Origin of the sequence: Desulfurococcus mucosus DSM 2162, assembly GCF_000186365.1 — an archaeon.
Lineage (GTDB): Archaea > Thermoproteota > Thermoprotei_A > Sulfolobales > Desulfurococcaceae > Desulfurococcus > Desulfurococcus mucosus.
The window spans coordinates 323,658-341,882 of sequence record NC_014961.1; the positions used below are offsets into that span (position 1 = coordinate 323,658).

Below are 18,225 nucleotides of genomic sequence, written 5' to 3' on the forward strand. Positions count from 1 at the left end.
TTCCATGCCCGTGTAATCGTGTAGGATATGTAGTGGATAGGCTAATAAGGGTGTTCCCACATATACCACCATGTTAATGCTTAGGGTTGGCCCATATGGGTTTCTACAGTGCTGTAAGGAAGATCCTTGTTGATGGAGAGCTCCTCATAGAGAGGGAGAGAGAACTCAGGGTAATTGTTGCAGCGATGCTGGCTAAGGGACATGTGATAATGGAGGGGGTTCCAGGAGTCGCGAAGACCTACACGGCTAAAGCTGTGGCAAGGCTCCTTGACTTGGAGTTCAAGAGGGTTCAGATGACGCCGGACCTCCTTCCCTCAGACATAGTTGGCTACAGTATCTTCGACCCGAAGACAGGGGGCTTCACGGTGAGGAGAGGCCCTATATTCACGAACATACTCTTAGCCGACGAGATCAACAGGGCTTCCCCTAGGACTCAGTCAGCCCTCCTGGAGGCCATGCAGGAGAGACAGGTGACGATAGAGGGTGAAACACACAGGCTCCCAGAGCCCTTCATGGTGATAGCCACCATGAACCCTGTTGAAATGGAAGGGGTTTTCCCTCTCCCCGAGGCACAGCTCGACAGGTTCCTAGTGAGGGTTGAAGCAGGGTACACGTCGCATGAGGGCTTAGTGAAGATACTTAAACGGGCGGAGGAGATAGAGAGGGCGATCGAGGGATTGAAGCCTGTTGCATCCCGAAGCGAGCTACTGGAGGAGATAAGTAGGGCGGCTGAGGTAAGGGTGGATGACTCAATCTACGACTACGCTGCGTCAATAATCGAGGAGACACGTAGGCACCCGGCTGTCAGGCTAGGGGGATCGCCCAGGGCCGGCATAGCACTGGTGAGGGTTGCGAAATCCCTCGCCTACATGGAGGGCAGGGGCTACGTTATACCTGACGACGTCAAAGAGGCGTGTAAGCCAGTCCTCTCCCACAGGCTCATCCTCAAGCCCGAGTACGAGGTGCAGGGGTTGAGTGTTAGCAGGGTTATAGAGGACGTCTTATCAAGGGTCAAGGTGCCTGCTCCTTGAGGGCAACCATGGCACTGCTCCTCGCAGTGCTTCTTGCAGCAGCACTCCCAGTGGCGTCAGCTCAGGACAGGCACACAGCCGGGTTCCCCAGTCAACTAGACGCCCCGCTCACCATGGACGAGTTGCTCCGTGAACTATACAACATGTCCCTGGTAGAATTGGATCCACGCTCCCTTAACGAGTCAACGCTCCTAGGCCTCCTGGACAAGCTGGCTGGGAGCGGAGCGCTGAATGAGACATATAAGGGTAGGCTGCAACAGTTGTTGACGGCTCCATCAGAGTCACTGGTAGCCAATGTAAGCGACCCGGAGCTGCGTGCACTGCTACAGGGCCTCCTTGACAAAGGAAGCCTCTCCCCTGACGAGGTCTCATCAATCCTCAAGTACATAGATGCATTGAAGGCTGCCGGCAGGCTCAGCCCGGAGGACGAGTTAATAGCTTACAGGGTTCTCTCAAAGCTGGCTTCAACCAGCACGGGGGCTGGCTCCGAGCTATCTTCAAGGGTTCTCTCAACGCTTCTCAACATTGCCGGCTTACAGAGGCCGTTGCCGGAGGCCCCGGTCAACGCCTCCATCGGGGTCCCATTGACTGGTTCAAGCGGCTTAGCCCTACCGGGGCCGCCGAGTATACAGGGGATCCCTGGACTACCCTCCTCCCCGGTGATCCCTCAGCTACCCCTCCTCATAGGCGTGGTGGCAGCGGTCTTCCTCACGGCTCTAACCGTTACTCTTAAAGGCAGCCTGGTTAAGGATGCCTTATCCGGGGCTTTCTCGACTATGGCGTCAACGCTCCGGGGCCACCGCTTCACCGGGGCCGAGCCAGGTGACTGTGTCTCAGCGTACTGGGCGAGCGTGGCCCTAGTGGGTTGGAGGTATAGGGCTGCGAAGATGCTTCACGAGACCCCGAGAGAATACTTGTCCAGGGTGAAGGGGGCCCTGCCACCGGATGTCGCCGGCTTACTCAGGGAGGTTACAGTGCTCTACGAGGAGTGCAGGTTCGGGCATGCCAGCGTGGACAAGGAGTCTATTGGCAAGTACAGGGAGCTGGTGAGGAGGCTTGGAGAAGGGTAGGGTGCTCCTCGCTGTAGGCGTGAGGCTGACCGCCCTCCTCCTACTGTACGATGCAGGAGTCTTCACCGGCAGCATGGTTTCAGCCGTCTACGCCGGCGGGCTACCCGTTAAAGGGCTCGGCGCAGCCGCCTCCCTGCTCACACTACTGCTCGCCGGCCTCGTCCTCGCAACGGGGAGCCTCAAGGCGTATGTGGCGGCTCTCTCAGCGATAACGCTTCTATCCATAGCTGTCCACAGTGTCCCAGTAGCCTCGATCACGGGCCTCCCATTGATCCTCGTGCTCGACACGCTTTCAAACATCTATAGGGGAGGCGAGGTCTCACAGCTGGGTCTGAGCCGTCGCGACATCGCCCGTACACTCGTAGCATTCACCGCGGTGCAAGCCGTGATGCTCACAATAGCTTTAACGCTTGCATTCTTCTCCGGGGCATTCGTCAACGGCTTCGAGAAAGCCCTTTCAAGTGCAGCGGCTTCGAAGCCGTTGCTCACGCCGATACTTTCATCGAGAATCCTCGCCGTCGCGTTGACGAGTATTCTCGCAGTCTACTTCTACGGGGTTTTCAGGGCCGGGGCGGAGGCAACAGTGGTTTTCCTAGCTCCCTCAAGAAGCTATGCTTTAAGCAGGCTTGCACGGGACCCCGGTTTAGACGTGGTTTTCAAAGTACCCCTCACATGGCTCCTAGGGTTACCCATGGCTTTCCTCGTATACCCAGCCTTCTACACGATACTCCACGATGTCTACTTACCCTACGTGGCACCATGGCTGTCTAAGGCAACTGCGTCAAGCTGGTACATGGGGCTGCTCGTAGACTTCCTCACAGGGTCACTGGCCTTCGCCATCTCAGCGGCAGCAGTAGGAGACTTCCTGAACTGGAGCCTCCTAGGCGGCGTGGATGACCCTGGTAAAGGAAGCTCCCTCATCATCAAGCCACTCCTGGTTCTAGCATTCATCTACGCAACCTCGGTAGTGCTCTCCACGGGTAAAGGCATCCCTCTCCAGGACTCATTGTTGAACCCGGCTTTCCCCGAGCTGGCGGGTTTAATTAGCTCCCACTACATTGATTACAGTGCAACAGTGGTGTCCCTCATGAGCGACGTGTCAAGGCTCCTAGGGGTGGTTCCATGAGTCAACGCCTCCACGGCTTCAAAGCAAGGGGGATAGCGTTCCCATTGCTCCTGGCACTCGGGGTGGCAGTGCTCTCAGCATCCATAGTGATCCTCATCTTATCCCTGGGCTACATGGGGAGCGCCATGGTGGGGCTCTCCCTGCTAGCGGCCTTAATAGGGTTCTCCCTGTTATCGGCATCACTATACATATTGAGGCTGGCGGCTTATGTCTACGCAGCAGAAAGGAAAGGAGAAGGCGAGGAGAAAGGGTTGGAGAAGAAGTAGCCTGGTCGCCGCTTTCACAGCGGCGGCCCTAGTCTTCATAGGGCTTGTCGCACTAGTGGAGAAGGGGCCGGTGGCACCAGGCCTCCCCCAGGGGGCGTCACCACTCAACCCGTTGTCACTGGGCACCATGAGGCTGCTAAAGGAGCTCGAAGCCCGCTACCCGGTCAGGGTTGCCAGCTCACTCCAGGATCTCGACGGGATAAGCGGGGCTAAATGCATCTATATCGTCGTGTCACCTGAGAAGCCTTTCACAAGCAGTGAAGCCGGGTACATTATTAAAGCATTGAAGGAGAGGTGTGGCAGTGCATCAGTACTGGTCGCCGATGAATCAACGTATTCAAACCCGCTTCTCGAAGCCTTGAACACGAGTATCAGGATTACAGGCGGCAGGATATACGTGGAGAGACATGTAAACGGCTCCACAGCCTACACACCCTACCCGTCTGCAAGGCTCTCAACCGGTGGCGACACATATGAGCTCATCCTCGACAAGGCATCCAACATAGTGGGCAGGGGGGTTTTAAGAGGATACGTGGCGGAGCCGTGTTTAATCGCTTTGCCCGGTGCAGGCGGTTTCACATGCAACGGCTCCACCGGCTTACAGCTCGGGGAGATGGTTGAAGCCGGCCAGGTGAGCCCGGTGGTGGCGTTGGAGGATTCAGGCTCCCCCATACCGGTCTACGTGATCGGCGACGGCTCGATCTTCCTCAACCAGGTGGTCGCATCCGGTAACGGCACCGAGTACAAGGCTTACGCGCTCAACCTGGTAAGCCACCTCTGCGGTGGAAGCGGGTGCACAGTGGTATTCGACAACATGCATTACGGGGCAGTAGACCCGTTGAGCCTGCTCGAGAACCCTGGCAGGCTGGCTTCAAGCGGTGCCGGGTTAGCGGACCTCGCATACATGGTCACACTCATACTAGCCGTCGTACTGCACCCCTCCTTCTGGATGCCAATGGGCTTCAAGTACGTGGATGAGGCACTAGCCCCCCTACTGTTGAACCCGGCTGCAGCGACAGCAGCCTCGCTGATAGCGGCCCTCGCAGTCTACAAGCATCTCTCTGGGAGGGAGGTCTTCGCCCCGGATGAAGCGTTGAGAGAGCAGGTTGAGAGAGACATATCGGTCTTCGAGTCGACGAGGGGGAAGATTATTAGGGGGAAGGAGAGGCTGGGTAAAAGGGACTTCTTAAACGTCTACTGGCTCGCCGACCAGGTTTCCTCAATAGTGCTCGGAGTCAAGCTGTCGGATCCAGGCTTCGTCGAGAGGGCTGCAGGCTTCATGGGGAGGGATGAGGCAGCCTCGTACTGGGACTACATGAATAAACTATACCGTAAGGCGGCGGGGGTGTCCCGGAGACCCCTCATAGTGAGGTGGCATAGGGAGACTAGTAGGGCGTACGGTATGACTGAGAAGATGATCACGGCTTTATCGAAGAGTCTCCAGATAGAGGACTACCAGAGGCTCCTAGCGGGGTCCTAGAGATGCCTGTCTCAGCAACACCCAGGCTGAAGCTATACGTCTTATTCACCTCTCTCCTGCTGGCTGTAGCAATACTGGTCGACCCGGCTGCGTTAACCCTGGCTCTCATCCTGCTCGCACTACCCATCCTCTCACACACGCTTATAGAGGTAGGCTACAGCGTCCTCGAGAAGCTGAGGGTCAGTGAGTCCGTTAGAGTTGAGAAGGATGGTAGAGTAGTAGTGGAGTACATGATAGAGAATCCGTCACGTATACCGCTCCTCCCCGTCGAGTATAGTGTAGCATACAGCGAGCTGCTTAGACTAGCCGAGGGCGTTAAGGCAGGCCTACTCCTGGTTCCACCTAGAGGAGTAGTCAAACTACGCCTTGTATTCCACGGGAGGCTCGGCGAGCACACTGTTGGCCCGGTGAGAGCCGTCCTCAGGGATCCATTCGGCTTCTACAGGTCGAGCGAGGAGACCCTAGGTAAGGCTGTAACACTGAACATACCGCCAGTACCCGAGGAGGTCGTGGTTAGGAGGCTATTCAGGTATGCGAGGAGCACGGGGCTGGTTAAATCCAAGGCCCCCGGCGACGGCGTCGAGTTCTACGATGTACGCGACTACTTCCCCGGCGACGAGATGAAGAGGATAGTGTGGCGTGTCTACGCGTCGAGAAGGACTCTCGCAGTGTGGGAGCCTGAGAGAGAGGTTTACCAGCCCGTAGTATTCATACTTGATGCAACGAGGGAGATGTGGAGCGGGCCCTTCGGCCAGTCCATGGTGGAGCACTCGGCTAGGATAACGGCCTCCCTAATACACTACTTGACGAGGAGGGGATACCCTGTTTCAACAGTTGTTTTCAACGAGTCTGTGACGCATGCAAGCGGGAGGCCAATCCATGGTTACAGGGGGTACATGGAGTCGCTGAGGACTATCTCGAGGGCTAGGCTCAGCTGGGAGGGCACGCTTCAGAGGCGTTCAGCCGTCTCATCAGTCCTCTCCTACACGTATGAGAGGATCCTTCCCAGGGATAGAAGCATAGTCTTCCTGTTCACGCATCTAGATGAAGACGTGTTAGGGGATGTCGCGTCATGGAACAGCATCTACAGTGCTAGAGGACACGTCCTCTACATTGTACACCCCCTTATAACGAGCTATGACACAGGGAACATCCCGGAGTGGGCTGCCAACGTGTACAGGGTGAAGCTCATGGAGGCTCTGAGAAGAGACATAGATGTTTTATCAAGGGCTAGGAGCATGGGGCTCCGGGTGGTTGCTGTCACACCGAGCCTCATCCCGCAGAGGGTTGTCGACATAGTTGAAAGATATAGTGCTTAGTTAGAGGCTTAAACACAACGTATAAAAACACTGATACGCATAAAATGGATTAGAGTTGATGAATAATGATGTCGAAGAACCCCCTCATCCTTCAACCCGGTAGAAAGCTCACAAGAGAGGAGATCGCTGAGGCCCTCAGGCTCTCAATAATTGCAGAGCTCGATGCAGTCAACCTGTACCTACAGCTCGCTAGATCCATAGATGACGAGAACGTGAGAAAAGTCTTCGAGGACGTGGCCAACGAGGAGAAGACACATATAGGGGAATTCCTCGCACTACTCGAGGCACTGGACCCTGAGCAGTCCAAGCGCCTCGGTGAAGGAGCCTCAGAGGTCAAGGAGCTCACGGGTCAGAGGCACAGCTACAAAGGGCTCAAGGAGTGAGGGAGGCGAGCGGTTTGAGCAGGGAGATAGATGCTGGGAGACTACTCGAGTACTCTAGGATCGAGGAGGACTACGCTAGGAGGCTGAGCAACCTGGGCGAGTCCCTTAAACACCCTGTTCTCAGAGCACTGTTTAAATCAATAGCCAGGGACTCCGAGAAGCATGCAATGATATACAGGGCGCTCGCAGACCTGTTAACCAGCCCCCAGCCCTTCATAACGGAGGACGAGCTTGAAAGAGTCAAAGCAGAGGTCTCACACCACATAGAGACCGAGAAGGAGATGCTGAGAACCGTTGAAGAAATGCTCAAGACAGTGGAGGATCCACGGGTTAAGCTCCTGCTGGCAGCGATAAGGGATGATGAAGCAGAGCACCACGCGCTACTAGTATCGATAAGGGAGAAGATAGCGTCGGCGGAAACCCTCACCGAGCAAAAACTCTGGGACATGATCTGGAAGGACTCACCCTGGCATGGGACGCCTGGGGGATAAGCCGAGTAACCGTTAAAGGGATTCAAGTAGACCTATGATTTTATCCCTGTTCCTCCCTTCCTCACCGGCCTTGAACTCGACTACGCCTACAACGTTGAAGCCAGCGTTCCTCAACAACTCCTCCATCACTCTCCCAGCCCTGCCTCCCCATCCATAGATAGCTATCACAGCGGTCTTCCTACCTCCAGGGGTCTTCCTGGCGATCACGCTGGCTACATGCCTCATCAACGGGTGGACGTCCGCCTCATACGTGGCGGTTGCAAACACTATGCTTTCAGCATCATAGGCCTCGCTGATTACATCGCTGAGGTCAACCCTTCCACCATCAGTGAAGCCAGCGACCACCAGTCGCCTCCCCTTCGAGGCGAAGTAGTCTCTAACTACTTCAACAATCCTCTCGACGAACCCGTACATCGAGGTGTAGACGAGCAGGGTCTTCCCCTGCTCCGGTAAGCCTCTACCCCATGCCAAGTACTTTTCGATGGCGTGCTGTAAACGACTACCCCTGAGGAGGAGGCCGTGGGAGGGTAGGATGAGGCTCGGGGCAACGCCCCTTGATGACAGTTTCTCAATGTTCTTAACAACCCACTCATGATAGGTGCCGATAACATTTGCGAAGTACTTCTTCATATACCACATGTATCTCTCCCAGCCGGCTTCCCCGAGCTCATCCGCCCAGACCTCGTTGAAGACCCCGAAGGCTCCGAACGCGTCGCAGGATAGCAGAGCCCCCTCACCAGCTACATATGTCATAATGGTTTCAGGCCAGTGCAGCCAAGGCGTGTGGTGGAATACGAGGTCTACATCGCCCAGTGTTACTCTCTCACCGTCACCAACAGGCTTAAACCTAGGTGTTAAACCATAGAATGACTCAATCATCCCCTTGGTCAATGGGTGTCCCAGTACAATGGGGTCTGCCTCACCCACTAGCTGTCTGAGCGCACCCGAGTGATCGGGCTCCATATGGTGTACCACAAGATACTTGACATCCCTTGGATCCACGATGCCTCTAAGCGCCTCCAGGAAGACCCCGGACCACTTCCCCTTCCACGTGTCGAATACCACTGCCCCCTCGCTCCCCGTGAGCACGTAGGAGTTATAGGTAACTCCCTCAGGGATCTCCCAGAGGCCCTCGAAGAACCTGGTTTCCCTGTCCTTTAAGCGGAGTAGGTGGAGGCTACGGGTTAACCTGTATACATCTACCTCGGGCATTGCTGTATCCCCGCTCATGTATCATTGAGGACGGCGTTAATTAAATGGTAGAGGGGAGGGGAAAAAAGTTATTTCGAGGGCTTTGAAGCCCTCTCCAGCCATGCACGTGCCTCCCTTACCTCCTCGGGAGGCACCCTGCCTTCCTCGTAGCACATCCACCAGTCGAAGCACTTGAACTGCTTCAACCTCTCCCTTGCCTCCTGTATTGTTGAAGCAGGCGGCACTATCAATGCGTCTCCAACCAGCTCGTTGTTAGGCCACCCGGCTGGCACAGCCCTCTTATACTTGTCATTCAACTGGAGTGCCTTCACCAGCCTCAGTATTTCATCAATGTTGCGTCCGGTTTCCTGCGGGTAGTAGAGTATGGCTCTCACAATGCCGTTGCCGTCCACGATTACTACGGCTCTAACAGTGCTTGTAGCGCTCTGAGCGTGGAGGAAGCCGAGCTTCCTTGAGACCTCACCATTGGGATCAGCTATTATGGGGAACGGTATCTCAACCCCGAGCTTCTCCTGGATCCACTCAACCCACTTTATGTGGGAGAACGTGCTGTCAACGCTTAAGCCGAGTAGCTCGGTGTTGAGCTTCTTGAAGTCCTCGTATCTCCTCGCGAAAGCCACGAACTCAGTTGTGCAGACAGGCGTGAAGTCTGCTGGATGGCTGAATAACACCAGGTACTTCCCCTTGTAGTCATCGGGGAGCTTCTTCTTCCCATGTGTAGTCATGACCTCCATCTGCGGGAATGGTTCACCTATCAACGGTATTTGTCCAGGCATGTACTTCACCGTTTCACAGATATGATGATTACGGTTTATAAATTTTTCCGTTCCAAAACATTAGCTAACTCCTTAATTAACATTAAACACCTTGAGAATACTTTTTCCAATCCATCACCCCCGAGAAGCCGGCAACCACCCCTACCTCCGGGTACAGGTTGGGGATAATATGTCCCTAATCAGAGTAATTTAATCAGTGGTTGAGATGAAGGAGGCCCTCAAGTGCCCTAGGTGTGGCTTCACAGGGAGGCCGGAGGAATTCACATTCATGCAGGAGGCGACAATATACTACACTGGGAGAGGGCTTGAACACGAGGAGCGGGAGAGACCCATCATGGTCATATGTCCTAGGTGCGGTGAGGGCTTCTACCTGGAGTCACCGGTTAAGCGGCTTCTAGAGAGGCTTGGAGCAGGCTGATGGAAAGATTTATTATATAGGGTTCCCACTATGGTTAAGTAAATGATCACGTGATCAGGTATCAGTGGAAATGGTAGAGGTGTACACGCCTTTGGCTTCGCAGAGCGGGGAGCAGGGCGGTGAGCCAGCATTATCGCTCTTCATGCCTTTCAACGCCCAGGTAAGGGATCCGATCTACGGCTACATAGACTATGTGAAAGGCTTCGAGGACGAGGTCATAGACTCCTGGGTTCTCCAGAGGCTCAGATACGTGTACCAGCTCCAGGCCGCGCACTTCATCTATCCTGGTGCAACCCATACAAGGTTCTCTCACTCACTCGGAGTAATGTATTCATCATACAGGTACATGTCCTTCCTGATGAGGTCGGCAGTGGTCTCAGGTATTCAGGGGGAGCGTAGGAGGAGTGTACTCGAGTATCAACGGGAACTAATCTATGCATCCAGGCTCCTCGGGCTCCTACACGACATAGGCCACGGCCCGTTCAGCCATGCCTTCGACAGATACGTCTACAAGAACAAGGATTTCCTGGGTTACAGGGTCGGCAACCACGAGGTGGTCGGGTACCTGCTCTACCGTTCCACAGTGAGGGATATTATTGAGAAAACACTTCTAAGGGAGCGTGAGAGACTCCAAGTGGACCCAGAGGTATTGATCAGCCTCCTCGATGAAGGCATGAAGCCGCCTAGGGGGATGAGGGATTTCACGGATCTACAGGGTAAAGGAGTACTCGGTAACTCGGACTTCTATGATCCCTCGGTGCCACATGGGTTGGAGAACATAGTTAGGCTCGTCGTAAGGGACTACGTGTACACCAGTGACATAATGGATTACCTGAGGAGGGATAGCTACTACACAGGGGTCCCCGTCGGCCAGATAAATGATGACTGGATAATGAGGAACTCGTACATAGTTGACAAAGGCGGCATCCTCACACCGGCAATATCCTCCAAGGCCCTTGACGAGGTAGCCAGGTTGTTTGACGCCAGGAAGATAATGTATAAGCACGTCTACTTACACCCCGTTAACCAAGCCTTCATAGAGACCATAGGCATGCTGCTCCCATGTATAAGGGGTGAGATAGTTGAAGCAGTCGCCAGGGTGATCGAGGAGGGTGATGCAGTAGCATACCTCGCCCTCACAGACCACTACGTGTACTCAGCCTTCAAGAAGCTGCTTGTAAACGGCCTCGACAACGCTGACTGCGTTGATAAAGCAGTAGCCAGGAGCGCGCTGGAAAGCCTCTTCATCAAGAGGAAGCCGGTGTGGAAGATGGTGAAGAGGATAATAGCGGATCTAAGGACAGCCGGCCACCTCTACGGCAGGTTCGGTGAAACCCTGCAGAAGAAGATCGAGGAAGGAGTGTCCAGCGAGGTTTCAACAGCTCTCCCAGGCAGGGATATAGGTCACGGAGACCTGAAGATAATGTTCGATAAAATAGACATCTACCCTTCAGCCGGTGCAGAGGTGTTGAACACGCTTGAAGTAGTCGAGTTGAAGGATGGGAGAGTCATAGAGTCGTCTTCAAAGTCCCTTGAGGAATTCGCCAAGGAGTCAGGGCTCATACCGGAGGCGTTGATCACAGTATACATTAACAGGCTGAAGTACCAGGTGCTCACCAGTGAGGAGTTGAGGAAGATCAGTGAGATAGCCACGAGGATTGTGGAGGACGCAATTAAAGGCACCCGCAGGGAGTCACCTGAAACCAGCTAGGGTGGCAGCGTAGCCAGGCTGCGTCGCGGTGGCTAAGGGATGCCTGTGAAGGCCTCCATAGTGGTGCCAACCTATAATGAACGGGAGAACATCCGGATACTGATCCCCATGATACATAGGGCTCTGAGAGACACCGGGGTAGACTACGAGATCATAGTGGTCGACGACAACAGCCCGGATGGCACAGCCGAGGAGGCAGTCCACCTGTCATCAGCATACCCTGTCAAGGTTGTTAAGAGAAGCGGGAAGCTAGGCCTCTCCTCAGCGATATATGAGGGAGTAAGGCATGCAACCGGCGACATCGTGGTCGTCATGGATGCCGATCTACAGCATCCCCCTGAGTACATTCCTGCATTACTCAGAAGGATCGATGGCTGCGACCTAGTGGTTGCATCCAGGTATGCTCCCGGGGGCAGGGTGGAGGGCTTCCCCCTGGTGAGGAGGATAGTGTCCAAGGGCTCCATCCTCCTGGCACACCTAGTTGTACCGGGCACGAGGAGGGCGAGGGATGCTGTGAGCGGGTTCTTCGCGGCTAAGAGGGAGGTGGTGGCACGGTGGAGGATGGTTGAGCCCCGTGGATACAAGGTTCTCGTTGAGATCCTTGGCGAGCTGCATGATATACGTGTATGCGAGGAGCCAATAGTGTTCAGGAGCCGTGAGAAAGGCTCCTCGAAGCTCACGGTTAGAGTAATGCTCTCCTATATTAGAACGCTCTTCAAGCTCAACCCCGTGTCATTCACGCTCTACGTGCTCCTCATCCTCCTACTCATCGCAGCCCTAGTACTGCTCGCTTAACCATGTTTTTTATTGCCTGCGACTATTAGGGTAACCCGGTGAAGGCTTACACCGCTTTAAGAGGCGTGGCGGATGAGCAGGGTCACGGAGAAGGAGTGGGCTCTCCAAGGGGTTTACAGACCCCATGATGTTGAGAAGAAGGTTCTAGACTACTGGGATGCAGTTGGCGTCTACAGCCTGGTTAAGAAGGCTGATGAATCGAAGCAGTTGCGCTTCAACTTCATAGATGGCCCGCCGTATCCCTCAGGCGACATACCGCATATTGGTACAGCATGGAATAAGGCGTTGAAGGACGCTGTGCTCAGGTATAAGAGGATGAAGGGGTACAGGGTCTACGATAGACCGGGCTATGACTGCCACGGTCTCCCCATAGAGGTGAAGGTTGAGCAGAAGCTCGGCGTCAGCGTCAAGAAGGAGATAGAGGAGCGGATCGGGGTCGAACGCTTCATAGAGGAGTGCAGGAGGCTCGCCCTCACCAATGCAAACGCTATAACCAGGTGGTTTAAGGAGCTAGGAGTATTCATGGACTGGGATAACCCGTATCTAACACTGAGAGACGAGTACATTGAGGCAGAGTGGTGGTTGATAAAGAAGGCGCATGAGGCAGGGCTACTCGAGGAGGAGTACAGGGTTGTACACTGGTGTCCCCGATGCTCCACCACGCTGGCGGAGTACGAGCTCGAGTACCGTGAACTAGAGGATCCAAGCATATACGTGAAGCTCCAGGTTGAGGGTAAGCCCGGGGAATACCTGGTTATCTGGACCACTACACCGTGGACTCTTCCAGCCAACACGTTCGTAATGGTTCACCCGGATGAAGACTATGTGAAGGTAGAGGTAGGTGGAGAGAAATGGATTCTAGCTAAGCAGAGGCTTGAAGCAGTGATGAAAGAGCTCGGTGTGGAAGACTACAAGGTGGTTGAGGAGTTCAAGGGGCGCAGCCTCATCGGTGTAAGATACATTCATCCACTGGCCGACGTCATCCCTCTTCAAAGAGAGCTATCCAAGTACCACGCGGTGTACCCAGCCCCCGAGTTCGTAACAATGTACGAGGGCACGGGGCTGGTTCACTCAGCCCCAGGCCACGGCTTCGAAGACTTCATCGTTGCTAAGAGAAACGGGATAGATGCAGCCGCCAGCCCCGTGGACGATGAGGGGAGATTCACTAGTGAAGCAGGCAAGTACACTGGTCTCCGTGTGAGGGAGGCAAACCAGCTGATAATAGAGGATCTAAGGGCTAGGAACGCCCTCCTCAAGGCCTCAACGATAATGCACAAGTACCCTGTATGCTGGAGGTGTAAGACCCCTGTAGTCATGAGGGCTACCCGGCAATGGGTTATCAAGGTGTCGAGGCTGAGGGAGAGGCTCAGGGAGGAGGCGGATCGCGTTAAATGGATACCTGAATGGGCACGGGAGAGAATAGGCTTCATGATAGACAATATACAGGACTGGCTTATCTCGAGGCAGAGGTACTGGGGTACGCCTCTACCGATATGGGAGTGCCCTAATGGACATAGACTCGTAGTCGGGAGCATCAGGGAGCTCGAGAGCTACGGCGGCGTCAGACCCAGGGAGCTCCACAGGCCATGGATAGACAGCGTAGTGTTGAAGTGCCCCCACTGCGGGCTCGAGATGCGCCGCGTACCCGATGTAGCTGACGTATGGTTGGATAGCGGTGTAGCATTCTACGCTGCTAAAGGACACCCGGATGAGTTAAGCCCTGAGGACGTGATCCTAGACTTCATCGTGGAGGGCCATGACCAGACCAGGGGCTGGTTCTTCTCGCTTCTACGCGCCGGGGTCCTGGGATTCAATAGGTCGCCGTATAGAACCGTGCTCGTCCACGGCTTCATGCTGGATGAGAAGGGCAGGGAGATGCATAAGAGCCTGGGGAACTACGTGGGCACGGATGAAGCAATATCCAGGGTTGGCAGGGATCCTCTGAGGCTATGGCTGCTTGGGAACACGACGTGGGAGGACGCCAGGTTCTCTTGGAAGAGCCTTGAGGAGGCTGTGAGAGACCTCTCAGTACTGTGGAGCATAGCTGTCTTCGCCTACACATATATGAGGCTCGACAAGTATGATCCAGCAGGCCACACCATAAGGGATGTCTCAGGACACCTGAGGGTAGAGGATAAGTGGATACTGAGCAGGGTTAACACGCTTATCAAGCAGGTTTCAGAGCTCATGGAGTCGTATCAGGTCTACGAGGCTGTGAGACTTCTCAGAGAGTTCTTCGTCGAGGACCTCAGCCACTGGTACATAAGGCTCATCAGGCCACGTGTATGGGTTGAAGAGAACACCGGTGATAAGCTGGCTGCGTACACTGTACTCTACTATGTTATCGACAGGGTTGCAAGGCTCATAGCACCCTTCACACCCTTCATAGCTGAATACATGTATCAAGCCCTCATGAAGCCGGTGTACGGGGAGCCCTCGATACACCTACTCCCCTACCCGGAGCCGGATGAAGGATTCATCAATGGGAAACTGGAGGAGGAGATGAGGTTGATCAGGCAGGTCTACGAGGCATCGGCCTCGGCGAGGATGAAGCAGGGGATAAAGCTCCGCCAGCCCGTTAGAAGACTCATAGTCTACACGAATAGGGAGGATGTTGCGGCAGCCGTCTCAAGAAACCTGGAGCTCGTGAAGGCTATCACGAACTCCAGGGAGGTATCCGTAGAGCCCCTGAGGCTCCTTGGGGAAATAGTCAGGTACAGGGTTGAACCAGTCTACAGGAGTATAGGGCCCAGGTACAAGTCGCTTGCTAAACGGGTGATCAGCTACATCGAGGAGAACCAGGAGAAGGTGGCAGCCGACATCCTTGGGAAGGGGGTGCACGAGGCGATCCTAGATGGATCAAAGATAGTTCTAGAGAGGGGCGACGTCTCGATAACACCCTACTATATAGAGGGATTCAGCGTGGAGGACAGGGAATGGGGGAGCGTTGCAATAGACACCAGGCTCAGCGAGGAGGAGGTTGCAGAAGGGCTTGCAAGAGATGTTGTGAGAAGGATACAGGTCATGAGGAAGATGCTTAACCTCGAGCTCGACGCGAAGATAAGGACAATCGTGATGGCTCCTCCGGACAAGGCGAGGCTGCTTGAATCAAAGAAGAGCTATATAATGAATGAAACGAGAAGCGTGGAGTTAAGGATTACACCGGGCTATGGGGACAAGGGGTTCCTGAAAGGCTTCACGCAGACATGGGAGATAAACGATGAGGAATACATCATAGGGGTTGAGAAGGTTGAGGATTGACGTGGACGCACTCATCAAGGAGGCCTCGAGGGTTCTCGGGAACAGCTACGCCCCCTACAGCAACATACATGTCGCGGCAGCCGTGTTGACGAGCAGTGGAAGAGTATACTTAGGGGTCAACGTCGAGAACGCCAGCTACGGTTTAACCATATGTGCTGAGCGCTCAGCGATCTCCGCAATGGTTGCGGCTGGTGAAAGGGATCCGGTGGCCGTAGCCATAGTAACGGATCTCGAGGACCCGATACCGCCTTGCGGTGCATGCAGGCAGGTGATAGCAGAGTTCAATCCCAGGGCACTCATAGTAATGCACAGCACTAGGTCTGGGAGAACAGTGGTGAGGAACCTGGAGGAGCTTTTCCCGCAGCCTTTCACAATCAGTGATGAAGCAGGCCGCCGGGACCCATCCTAGCCTACACCGCTCTGCTTCCCTCCCTGCCCCCTACTGAACTCCAGGATGCTCTTCTTCCTCGCAGAGCCCCCTGCCTCCAGGCTCACCACGGGTTTGAAGCCGCCGCCTTCAACGGGTCCCGTAGTCCTCCTGGAGAAGCGTCCACTCAGGATCTCCTCTACGAGCTTCTTGTAGTCGTCGAAGTTCTTGAAGTCCACGCATTCATAGCCCTTCACCCTGGAGACATGGTTTAATGCGTCACGCTCCAGCATGATCCTGCAGTCCCCGATGTCCTTCAATAGTTCATCATGGGTGACGACTATTATCTGCCCGCCCTCCTGCCCCTGACCCCTAGCGGAGCTCATGAGGCGGAGTGCTTCACCAAGCCTTCTAACCAGCTCCTGGCTGAACCCGGTTGTCGGCTCATCCAGTATCAGCACGGTGTTCCTTAGAAACGGGGAGTAAGCCCTCACGGTGGCGTTTAAGGCGAGCCTGTAGGCTAGGCTTATAGCTATGCTCTGCCCACCGCTCAGCGATGAAATAGCGTATGCCTTACCCCCTATCTTAACCTTGGATTCCAGGGTGAAGTCGTCTCTTACAACCACCTCTACGGGTTGCTCCCTCATCAACGTGCCGAGTATCGCGTAGAATCTCCTCCTGAACTCCTGCACCACCTCAAGCGACACTCTTTTCTCAACCTCATCCACTACCTCGTTGAGGGATGCGAGCAGGGCGAGCATCCATTCATGGAACATCTTCTCCTCTTCCAGCCTCCTCAACTCCTCTTCATCCCTCTCTATCTCGTGGATCATCTTCTCAACGTATTCGATTGAGGCCTTGGATCTAGCTATCCTTGAGTCCAGTTCCCTTATCTCGGCCTGCAGTCCTTTCTCAGCCTCCCTGAGCTCCCTTAAGGCTGCCTCAATACTGCTCCTCTTCGACAAGGCCTCCTTCAACTTGTCCTCTAGGCCGGCTGCCCCGGAGAGCTCTGCTCTAACTCTCTCAGCCTCTCTGAGCATGCTTCTTATTTTCTCAGCTGTTAACTGCAGCCTCCTCACTTCCTCCTCAAGCTTCTTGTACTCGCCTCTCACGCGATCCCTCTCCGCTTTCCTCCCACGAACCTCCCCTTCTAGTCGCCGTATCTCCTCCTCCACCCTGGATATCTCTGCCGCGATCCCCGTCCTCTTCTCCTCGGTTTCCCTTGCCTTCTCCTCTAGATCCCTTATCCCCTTGGACACCTCGTCGATGAGTTTAACCCCGTGTTCATGCGGTATCGGCTGGAGGCACAGGGGGCATATCCCTCTCTCCAGGAGCTCCTTGTAGCGTTTAAGCTGATCCTCTAGCTCTCTTCTACGGGCAAGGATGTTCCGTTTATCCGACTCGAGGCCCCCTATCTTAGCCTTGAGCTCGCTGTACGCTCTCCTAGCCTCCTCTAACCTCTGCTCGAACCCCTCTATCTCCTCCTCGATCAACGCCTCCTTCTCATGTAACTCCCTGAGTCTTCCACTAGCCTCATCAATGCGCCGGGTCAGCTCACCGAGGATGGAGGCCGGGTCGGCTTCAACGCCTCCAATGCCCGCGGCCACCCCAGCGATCTCGCCCTCTATCTCCCTGAGTCTTGCTTCAAGCCTCCTCGCCTGCTCGATCCTGCTCTTCAGCTCGGCTACCTCCCGCTCGGCCTCCATGAGTAACCGTTGCTCTCTCTCGATGGATGCTTCAACCTCCTCCAGCCTCCTCAGCTTCTCCGTTCTCGCCTTCTCATAGCCCTCTACCTCTGCTGTGAGCCTCTTCTTCTCCTCCAGTAGGCTCTCCTTGCTCCTCTCCCTTAACCTTGTCTTCAACCTCTCCATGTTCCTGGCGAGCTCGTCCACTCTACTCCTTATAATGTTCTCGACTTCCTCGCTGTTCTTCTTATACTCCTTGTACTTCGATAACCCTAGGGATCTCTCAATGATCTCCGTCCTATCCTCATCGCTCAAGCTTAGCACTTCATGTATGTTGAACTGCGGCGCGTAGAGGACGCTTGTGAAGAGGAGTGGTTGCTCCCGGGCTTTCTCCTTGATCCCCAGTATCTCCTTGACCCTCTTGTTCAGCTCTGTGGGCGATAGTATCCACTGGTTTGTGTTGACGACACGGCCCGAGGAGTCGACCACGTATTCTTCGAGCCTATTGTACTCTGCGTTAACCACTCTCTCCCCGTCTCTCCTGAACTCGCGTTCCACCAGGTATAGCTTCCCATTGTGCTCGAAGAGCAGCCTGATCCTCGCGCTCGACGCGTCGGCTCTCACCAGGTCTCTCCCAGTAGGGTATGCGAAAGCCCTGAAGGGATCCCTGCTCTCCCTTTGGAGTCCAAATAAAGCGGCGCTCACGGACATGAGTATGCTTGTCTTACCGCTCCCGGTAGCCCCGTGTATCACGGTGACGCCCTTGTTTGGGAAGACCACGTACTCCTTCCTGAAGCTCCTTATGTTCTCAAGCATTAACCCGTATATCCTCAT

Annotated in this window: 16 protein-coding genes; 13 read left to right on the forward strand and 3 right to left on the reverse strand. The window is 54.8% G+C overall.

The window, feature by feature from the left end:
• Positions 1–95: 95 nt before the first annotated feature.
• The 8 genes from DESMU_RS01750 (at position 96) to DESMU_RS01785 (ending at position 7,166) form a co-directional block, all read left to right on the forward strand.
• Positions 96–1,031, forward strand: a complete 936-nt coding sequence (locus DESMU_RS01750) for an AAA family ATPase (protein WP_013561878.1) — start codon at positions 96–98, stop codon at positions 1,029–1,031.
• On the forward strand, positions 1,028–2,101 hold the full coding sequence (locus DESMU_RS01755; protein ID WP_013561879.1) for a DUF4129 domain-containing protein: 1,074 nt from the start codon (positions 1,028–1,030) through the stop codon (positions 2,099–2,101). Before DESMU_RS01750 ends, DESMU_RS01755 begins: the two co-directional genes overlap by 4 nt.
• The gene (locus DESMU_RS01760) at positions 2,088–3,227 is read left to right on the forward strand and encodes a hypothetical protein (protein ID WP_013561880.1); all 1,140 of its coding nucleotides are present in this window, start codon (positions 2,088–2,090) and stop codon (positions 3,225–3,227) included. The genes DESMU_RS01755 and DESMU_RS01760 overlap by 14 nt, the downstream gene beginning before the upstream one ends.
• On the forward strand, positions 3,224–3,493 hold the full coding sequence (locus DESMU_RS01765) for a hypothetical protein (RefSeq protein ID WP_013561881.1): 270 nt from the start codon (positions 3,224–3,226) through the stop codon (positions 3,491–3,493). The genes DESMU_RS01760 and DESMU_RS01765 overlap by 4 nt, the downstream gene beginning before the upstream one ends.
• Entirely contained in the window at positions 3,435–4,973 is a 1,539-nt protein-coding gene (locus tag DESMU_RS01770; RefSeq protein ID WP_013561882.1) for a hypothetical protein, read from the forward strand. The genes DESMU_RS01765 and DESMU_RS01770 overlap by 59 nt, the downstream gene beginning before the upstream one ends.
• A gap of 2 nt (positions 4,974–4,975) precedes the next feature.
• Positions 4,976–6,292, forward strand: a complete 1,317-nt coding sequence (locus DESMU_RS01775) for a DUF58 domain-containing protein (RefSeq protein ID WP_013561883.1) — start codon at positions 4,976–4,978, stop codon at positions 6,290–6,292.
• 65 nt (positions 6,293–6,357) lie between these two features.
• Positions 6,358–6,675 carry a ferritin family protein gene (locus DESMU_RS01780; RefSeq protein WP_013561884.1) on the forward strand — a complete coding sequence of 106 codons (318 nt, stop codon included), beginning with the start codon at positions 6,358–6,360 and terminating at the stop codon, positions 6,673–6,675.
• A 14-nt stretch (positions 6,676–6,689) separates the two neighbouring features.
• The gene (locus DESMU_RS01785; protein WP_048078569.1) at positions 6,690–7,166 is read left to right on the forward strand and encodes a ferritin-like domain-containing protein; all 477 of its coding nucleotides are present in this window, start codon (positions 6,690–6,692) and stop codon (positions 7,164–7,166) included.
• Between the two features lie 12 nt (positions 7,167–7,178).
• Here DESMU_RS01785 and DESMU_RS01790 read toward each other — a convergent pair whose 3' ends face one another.
• Positions 7,179–8,396: an FprA family A-type flavoprotein gene (locus DESMU_RS01790; protein WP_013561886.1), complete on the reverse strand. Its 1,218-nt coding sequence runs from the start codon at positions 8,394–8,396 to the stop codon at positions 7,179–7,181.
• A 50-nt stretch (positions 8,397–8,446) separates the two neighbouring features.
• A complete protein-coding gene (locus DESMU_RS01795; RefSeq protein WP_013561887.1) occupies positions 8,447–9,154 on the reverse strand; it encodes a peroxiredoxin in 708 nt (235 codons plus the stop codon).
• Positions 9,155–9,359: 205 nt separating this feature from the next.
• On the opposite strand from DESMU_RS01795, the gene DESMU_RS01800 reads away from it, so the two are divergent.
• The 5 genes from DESMU_RS01800 to DESMU_RS01820 all read left to right on the forward strand — a co-directional run bounded on the left by DESMU_RS01800 (position 9,360) and on the right by DESMU_RS01820 (position 15,748).
• The gene (locus tag DESMU_RS01800; protein ID WP_013561888.1) at positions 9,360–9,572 is read left to right on the forward strand and encodes a hypothetical protein; all 213 of its coding nucleotides are present in this window, start codon (positions 9,360–9,362) and stop codon (positions 9,570–9,572) included.
• Between the two features lie 91 nt (positions 9,573–9,663).
• A complete protein-coding gene (locus tag DESMU_RS01805; protein WP_013561889.1) occupies positions 9,664–11,283 on the forward strand; it encodes an HD domain-containing protein in 1,620 nt (539 codons plus the stop codon).
• 39 nt (positions 11,284–11,322) lie between these two features.
• The gene (locus DESMU_RS01810) at positions 11,323–12,078 is read left to right on the forward strand and encodes a polyprenol monophosphomannose synthase (protein WP_013561890.1); all 756 of its coding nucleotides are present in this window, start codon (positions 11,323–11,325) and stop codon (positions 12,076–12,078) included.
• Positions 12,079–12,150: 72 nt separating this feature from the next.
• Positions 12,151–15,339 carry an isoleucine--tRNA ligase gene (gene ileS, locus DESMU_RS01815; RefSeq protein ID WP_013561891.1) on the forward strand — a complete coding sequence of 1,063 codons (3,189 nt, stop codon included), beginning with the start codon at positions 12,151–12,153 and terminating at the stop codon, positions 15,337–15,339.
• Positions 15,329–15,748 (forward strand): cytidine deaminase, encoded by a 420-nt coding sequence (locus tag DESMU_RS01820; RefSeq protein WP_013561892.1) that lies wholly within the window; start codon positions 15,329–15,331, stop codon positions 15,746–15,748. Before ileS ends, DESMU_RS01820 begins: the two co-directional genes overlap by 11 nt.
• On the opposite strand, the gene DESMU_RS01825 is transcribed toward DESMU_RS01820, so the two are convergent.
• A complete protein-coding gene (locus DESMU_RS01825; protein WP_013561893.1) occupies positions 15,745–18,225 on the reverse strand; it encodes an AAA family ATPase in 2,481 nt (826 codons plus the stop codon). The two genes, DESMU_RS01820 and DESMU_RS01825, sit on opposite strands and share 4 nt — an antisense overlap.